The sequence below is a fragment of the Schlesneria sp. genome (assembly GCF_036405755.1).
Lineage (GTDB): Bacteria > Planctomycetota > Planctomycetia > Planctomycetales > Planctomycetaceae > Schlesneria > Schlesneria sphaerica.
Genome location: NZ_DASWWZ010000187.1, coordinates 1 through 5,675 on the forward strand (window position 1 = coordinate 1; position 5,675 = coordinate 5,675).

Sequence of the window (5,675 nt, forward strand, 5' to 3'; positions counted from 1 at the left end):
GTTCTGGTTGTTCCCACCACCCCCGAGGCCGCCAAACCCCCCGCCGAATCCACCACCGAGACCCCCTGTCCCTCCGGCCCCTCCACCCACCTGGGCCATGCCGGGGTGGGCGAGTGCGAGGACCATCAGAGTGACTGTCAGAAAACGGAGTCCTGTCACCATTTCGACTTCTCCATGCTCGCGGTGTGGAATCTGTCGTCGATCCAGCATCGCGATATCTTACCGCAGTTGCGGAATTGTTCACGGAAAAAATCGGTGAGAGGACTCCCGTGGCCGTCCGTCTCAGCCGGCAGCCAGTTTAGGAATCACAACTTTCAGATAGCCCGAGATCCCGACGATCGCTGCGGCCAGAATCAGGACAACAAGTTGCCACCGCTTGGAATTCTTTCGCATCCCTTCGAACGCCTTGGAGCGTCCGACAAGTGCGGAAATCAGAAAGAAGACGGTGAACGCCAAGAGCATCTTGATCCCCATCAGCATGTGATAGGGCTTCGGACGAGGGGCCTGCACGGCGAGGTAGTTGTAGAAGCCGCTGACCAGAAAGAGCAAAATGCCGGCGTGGACGAACCGCTTCCACTTGTTCATCACCAGCTCTTTGAGCTTGTTATGCTCGTCGTCGGGAAGCTGCGATGCCGCAGGGGTGAGCACAAACCGGATGAAGAAGGCGCCACCGACAAGGATGATCGCGGTACCGACATGCGTCCAACGAGAGAGAATTGGAATCCAGTCCATCTGTTCACTTCTTAAAAATGGGGCCGATCAGGGTTTGCACGATGTGAACTCTACGAAACCTGCCGCCTTGCTCCAAGTCTGTTGACCCGGTGGTGATCACTCGACGCATTGCGACCCCATTACCTGCCTGAGGAGCAGCAACCCGAATTTCAGGGGAGCCCCAAGGGATCTCAGCTCAGGACTGCTTGTTCTCGACGCACGCAGGTGCACCGGGCTGATCGCAGTGATCCCGGCGGATGGACATTTCGGGGGGAGCATCAACACCCAGGCGTACGCGATTGCCCGAAATCTTCAGGACCGTGATCTTGATCCCGCCCGCGATTGTGATTTCGCCTCCTGACTTCCTTGATAGCACCAGCATGATTCCCTCCTCTGGCTGTAATTCAGTAACCCGTACACTTTGGGACCCGGCAATCGGAACAGATCGTCGCCCGATCCTCTGCAAGATGCATTCTGCTTGAACTGAGCGTGGGGCATGGACAGACGGTCAATTTTGTGGCCCGGGGCTCGTCGGCAAACTTGCTGCGTTCCAGAACTACGTGCAGTGAGGCAAAGAGTGTTGGAAGGGATTTGCGGCCTGTAACCGTTCTTGCTGGATCTGTCGCACTTTCGAACTGCTATAGACCTTAATTACCGTTTCGAATAGCTTCCGCGCACGTCGTTCATGGCTTGAACAAATCCTGTCCAAAAAAGGAGTTTTGGATGCGTCACGTTGGTGTGTTTGTCGTACTTTCGGGTTGCGTTGCGAGTTTGATTGGGTGCGGACAGACCAGCGGGCCAGCCGCGGCAGGGTCACGCGGCGGGATGGCCGTGGTCGATCTGGACAAGGTGGCCGCCGAAACCGGTCGTGACCGCCTTCTGGCCCAGTCGCTCGAGCTGGCTCAGAACACGCTGAATCAGGGCTACGCCAAGACCGTGGAAAGCGCCAAGGATCAGCTCGCCGCGAAGAAAAAAGGTCTCGGAACCGAGCCGACCGAAGATGAACTGAAAGAACTCTCTCAGATGGAGCGTTCGGCTGTGACGCAGTTGACCCAGATTCAGAACAAGGCACGGGCCGAGTTTGAACAGTACAAGCAGGTTCAGATCGCCAAGTTCCGCGCGGAATTGAAGCCCATCACCCAGGAAGTCGCTGCCAAACGGGGTCTCAGTATTGTGATTCCCAAGAACGAAGGCTTGCTGCTGTCGGTTGATCCAGGTGTCGACATCACCGACGAAGTCGTCAAAGTGCTGAAAGAAAAGCACCCCATTGCCCCCGCCGCTGCACAGGACGGAGCCGCGAAATCCGCACGAGCGATGTCTCCCGCAAACGCTTCCGGCGCTGCGAAGACCGCCGCTGCAGAAGAAGAGGAAGAACTGGACGAAGCGATTCGTTAATGATTAAGAGACAGTTCGACGCCCACCTGGCGTCATTGTCAGACCAGATTACCGGCGGCCCCGATCGTTTCTTCCGATCGGGGCCGCCTGCTTATTTTTTGATGGTCTTGGCGCAGTTACACAAAATGCGGGCGAGAACATGTGGTCCTCGTTCACTTGTATAGATGTCATCAAAGGGGCCGGTTTGTGTTGGACATGGTCAATCTCGCGGACGATAACCAGAGCCGCACTAACTGAACATCCTGGTTTTCCACGGCTGCATTTTTCATGAAGTCGCGTAGCAGACATCCATACCCCTTCGTCAAAAGATGGTGCCGGTTATGGCTCATCGTCGTCTGGGGTGTCGTGTTGACTCCGTTGATGGCGTTCGGACAGACTCCGGCGGAGGGGAGATCGTTTGTTCTTCCCGCCCCCGCTGAATCCGGGGCGGAAGCATCTCTTCCTCCCTCAACGCAGACGATCGTTCGCGGACCCTGCGACCCCGACTACTGGATCATCAGTACGCGTTGCGCGGAAGCGGAAGTCGAAGCCGGTGTCGGATACAACTATAAGGTCTATCGGTTCGAGGGACCGAATCCCGGTCGCTACAGCTCAATGGACGAGCTGCTCGCCTCTCTTCAACCCGGTGTGCCAGTGTGCTTTATGGCACATGGCAGTTTCGTCACCTGGGATTCCATGCTCAATGACTCGGCACAGACATATCGCTGGTTGCGGGGTGCGGCCCCCTGCCAGCCGGTTCATATGATCTTCTACACGTGGGCCAGTGATGACGTTGAATGTTGTATACCGGGACTGCGAGTGAACGTCCTGGGACGGCGTGCTTCCCTGAACGGGTTTTATCTTGCGGATCTGATCACAAAAGTGAGTCATCAGCATCCGGTTTGCGTGATCGGCCACAGTCACGGAACACGGATGGTGAGTGCCGCACTCCATTCCATGGGGGGCGGTGCTGTGGAAGGGCGATTCTTTGCGGGCGGTCCCCAACCTCCTCGCCGGATTCGCGTGATTCTGGCTGCGGCGGCGATTGATCATGACTGGTTGAATCCCAACGAGCGATTCGGGTTGGCTCTGAATCAGTGCGAAGCGGTGATCAATCTGAGAAACCACACGGATTTTCCCCTGACAGTCTATCCACTTCGCCGGCCGATTTCCGGTAAAGCTCTGGCGATATCGGGCTTCACCCGCCGCGACCGTGAGTTGATCGGACCGGCCAACCAGAAGATCGTTGACTACGACGTCACTAATCTGGTCGGCTTGGGACACATCTGGGTCCACTACTATTCCCAGCCGCAGATCGCCCAGGCGATCCGGCACTTCGTCTACTTCGACGAATAAATAACGCGGGATCGGTTTCTGGGACGCTCCGAACGACGATGCAGCTCCCCACGCTCCTGTATCTTCTGATCGATACCGGGCCTGTGCGCCGACGTCGATCGAAGTTTGCGCTGGAACGACGGCCTTCCATTCTGCCCGTCGGCCCTCAAGCTGCCACGTTCATTTTCACGGGGTGTCAGCAAGGCAGAGGGGAATGAATTCCTGACGGCTCTCTGCGTACCTGCTGACAGTTGCGGGTTTTCCGGGCGCTGTTATCGTGTGGCGGCAGGAAGAAAATCGCTCCTGCACCGATTTGGGCAAGTTGATCAGGCTGACGATTGAACGTTTCACGGTGGGGATGAGGAAGAGACCCCGCTGTTTTCAACTTTTGTCGAATCGTCATACGCAACGTGGATGGAACCGCCGCTTCTGAACGAAGGAGATGCCGATGAGTTTGATGGCTGGGAAAAAAGGCTTGGTATTTGGGATCGCCAACGATTATTCGATCGCCTGGGCGATTACCGAACAACTGCATAAAGAAGGTGCGTCACTTGGGTTCACGCATCTCCCGGACAGGGATCCAGCCAATCCGAAAATGGAGCGGCGAGTGCGGAAACTGGTCGAGCCGATCGGGGCCAAGATGCTGGTCTCGTGCGACGTCCAGAAGGACGAAGATCTCGATAAGACATTCGCCCAGGCAAAAGAAACATTCGGGACACTGGACTTCATCGTTCACTCGATCGCTTATGCGCCGATGGACGATCTGAAGGGACCTGTCTACGGCTGCAGCCGCGACGGCTTCAAAACCTCAATGGATATCAGTGTTTACAGCCTGATGGCCATCTGCAAGCGAGCCCAGGAACTGATGCCTGACGGCGGCAGCATCATTACGCTGTCCTACCTGGGCGGGGAACGCGTCATTCCTGGCTACAACGTGATGGGATTGTGCAAAGCGGCCCTCGAATCCTCCGTCGGCTACCTGGCACACGAACTGGGCCCCAAGAAGATTCGCGTCAATTCGTTGAGTGCCGGGGCCATCAAGACCCTCAGTTCTTCCGCCGTTAGTGGGATCGACGTCATGCTGAAGATGTATGAAGCCCTCTCGCCGCTCCGCCGTCCAACCGACGTCGAAGAAGTCGGCAAGACAGGCCTTTATCTCCTCAGCGATATGTCGAGCGCTGTGACCGGAGAAACACTGCACGTCGATTGTGGTTTCCACATTATGGGAGCCCCTCCTCACGACGCCAAAATCCAGTGATCTGATCATCGCGGTAAGGCCGCTGTGATCTCGTACGGGAATTCGATCCCAGATCCCTCGCTGATGCGACGGGCGAAAGTGGAATCCAAGAAGATTCGACCCGCCCGCTTGTACCAGCCAGGGATCTTCTCGTTTTTCAGCAACTCCTTCGCCTCATCACGATATAATGCCGGTCTGGGCCGCAGTGGCTGGGAACACTTTCGCCGAGGATTCGACTGATGTGTGGGCGGATCAATTTGTGGATGTCGCCAGCCGAACTGGCTGACGTCTTCGAACTGTTTCGCGAGCCGGACTGGGAGCCTCGTTATAACCTCGGTCCGATGCAGAAGGCGCTGGCCGTGCGGCAGCATTCTCCGGGTGAACGACTTGCAGAACCTTTGCTATGGGGGCTGATCCCTTCCTGGTCAAAGACAAAACTGACCGGCCCACCTCTGAATAACGCTCGTGCTGAAACCATTGATTCGAAACCGTCGTTCAGTCAGTCGTTTCAGCTTCGCCGATGCCTGATTCCTGCCAACGGGTTTTTCGAATGGAAGCGACTCGATTCGAAATCGAAGCAGCCATGGAATATCTTTCGGGCGGATGGCCAGCCGCTGGCGCTGGCAGGAATCTGGGACCGCTGGCAAGCCGTGGATGGGACGGTCATCGAATCGTGTGCCGTCGTCACGACCGAAGCCAACTCGTTTATGGCCCAGATTCACGACCGGATGCCCGTGATCCTGGAAAAAGCAGACTGGAAAGCCTGGCTCGACCCCAAGCTGGTCGATCTCGAGGTACTCCGGCGTTTCCTCGTCCCCTGCCCCAGTGAAATTCTCGCGGCAACCCCTGTATGCTCACTGGTCAATAACGTGAAGTACGACAGTCCCGAGTGTCTGAAGCGAGTGACCGAAGTGCGGACACTGTTCTAGACACACTTCAATTGTCGCCGCTGTGTCGGGCGCGGTCCTTTTATTCAGAATACCGCGGAAACCACAACCTATCCTCGTGATATTCACAC

General features: G+C 56.6%; 6 protein-coding genes and 1 pseudogene. 4 read left to right on the top strand and 3 right to left on the bottom strand.

What is annotated here, in order from left to right:
• The 3 genes and pseudogenes from VGE80_RS06255 to VGE80_RS06265 all read right to left on the bottom strand — a co-directional run.
• A pseudogene (locus VGE80_RS06255) lies at nt 1-210 on the bottom strand (hypothetical protein); the annotation flags it as partial.
• A 72-nt stretch (nt 211-282) separates the two neighbouring features.
• Nucleotides 283-732 carry a hypothetical protein gene (locus VGE80_RS06260; RefSeq protein ID WP_397571535.1) on the bottom strand — a complete coding sequence of 150 codons (450 nt, stop codon included), beginning with the start codon at nt 730-732 and terminating at the stop codon, nt 283-285.
• 175 nt (nt 733-907) lie between these two features.
• Nucleotides 908-1,093 (bottom strand): carbon storage regulator, encoded by a 186-nt coding sequence (locus tag VGE80_RS06265; protein ID WP_373650262.1) that lies wholly within the window; start codon nt 1,091-1,093, stop codon nt 908-910.
• A 341-nt stretch (nt 1,094-1,434) separates the two neighbouring features.
• On the opposite strand from VGE80_RS06265, the gene VGE80_RS06270 reads away from it, so the two are divergent.
• From VGE80_RS06270 to VGE80_RS06285, 4 genes are all read left to right on the top strand, one after another.
• Nucleotides 1,435-2,106 carry an OmpH family outer membrane protein gene (locus VGE80_RS06270; RefSeq protein WP_373650263.1) on the top strand — a complete coding sequence of 224 codons (672 nt, stop codon included), beginning with the start codon at nt 1,435-1,437 and terminating at the stop codon, nt 2,104-2,106.
• 267 nt (nt 2,107-2,373) lie between these two features.
• The gene (locus VGE80_RS06275) at nt 2,374-3,441 is read left to right on the top strand and encodes a hypothetical protein (RefSeq protein WP_440592059.1); all 1,068 of its coding nucleotides are present in this window, start codon (nt 2,374-2,376) and stop codon (nt 3,439-3,441) included.
• 427 nt (nt 3,442-3,868) lie between these two features.
• A complete protein-coding gene (locus VGE80_RS06280) occupies nt 3,869-4,678 on the top strand; it encodes an enoyl-ACP reductase FabI (protein ID WP_373650265.1) in 810 nt (269 codons plus the stop codon).
• 218 nt (nt 4,679-4,896) lie between these two features.
• Nucleotides 4,897-5,586: an SOS response-associated peptidase gene (locus VGE80_RS06285; RefSeq protein WP_440592060.1), complete on the top strand. Its 690-nt coding sequence runs from the start codon at nt 4,897-4,899 to the stop codon at nt 5,584-5,586.
• Nucleotides 5,587-5,675 lie beyond the last annotated feature (89 nt).